The organism is Oleiphilus sp. HI0066, assembly GCF_001635725.1.
In genome coordinates this window covers 1-889 of record NZ_LWFH01000272.1, presented here as the reverse complement: position 1 = coordinate 889, position 889 = coordinate 1, and the positions used below count along the sequence as shown (strand labels likewise).

Genomic DNA, 889 nt, shown 5'->3' with positions numbered 1-889 from the left:
GATCGCGTTCTAGGTATGGTGTTTGGGATGGCTAGAGGTGTTGTGGTCTGTATAGCGCTTGTCGCGATTGTGCGTTATACGCCTTGGTCTAAAGAAACTTGGTGGTCAGATTCTGTAGTTATCGAGCAGTTAACAGTGGTTGAATATTGGACTCGGTCTGTTTTTGGATCCGGGGTCGATGAATTGTCATCTTTTATAGCGAATACAAAATTCTGAGGAATGCGATATGTGCGGTATTGTCGGCATCGTGGGGAAGTCTAACGTAAACCAAACTCTCTTTGATGCACTGACGGTGCTTCAACATCGTGGCCAGGATGCCGCGGGCATCGTTACCTGTCAGGACGATCGTTTTTTTCTGCGTAAAGACAACGGGCTCGTGCGCGATGTTTTTCGTACTCGTCACATGCGCCAATTACAGGGTAATGTAGGTATCGGGCATGTTCGTTATCCGACGGCGGGTAGTTCTAGCTCAGCCGAAGCACAACCTTTCTATGTGAACTCGCCTTACGGTATTACGCTTGCGCACAACGGTAATTTAACGAATACCATCGAATTGTCTGATGGTGTTCTTAAATCAGATCTTCGTCATATCAATACGACTTCTGACTCTGAAGTGCTTTTAAATGTTCTAGCGCATGAGTTACAAAACCAAGGCAAACTAATTCCAACGCATGTCGAAATTTTTGCAGCCGTTAAAGAGGTGCATAAACGTGCTCGTGGCGCTTATGCCGTGGTTGCCATGATCACTGGGTATGGGGTGCTTGCATTCAGAGATCCGAATGGCATTCGACCAGCCTGTTTTGGTAAAAGAGAAACAGAATTTGGTACAGAATATATGGTCGCTTCTGAAAGTGTTGCCTTGGATGCTGCTGGCTTCGAATTAGTTCGT

2 protein-coding genes are annotated in these 889 nt (G+C 46.1%); both read left to right on the top strand.

Annotated elements, in window-relative coordinates; all coding sequences use genetic code 11:
- The coding region (locus A3738_RS04115) for a CvpA family protein (RefSeq protein ID WP_197473578.1) at positions 1-216 on the top strand (216 nt) is incomplete at its 5' end.
- A 10-nt stretch (positions 217-226) separates the two neighbouring features.
- On the top strand, positions 227-889 hold a 663-nt coding region (locus tag A3738_RS04110; RefSeq protein ID WP_197473577.1), incomplete at its 3' end, for an amidophosphoribosyltransferase.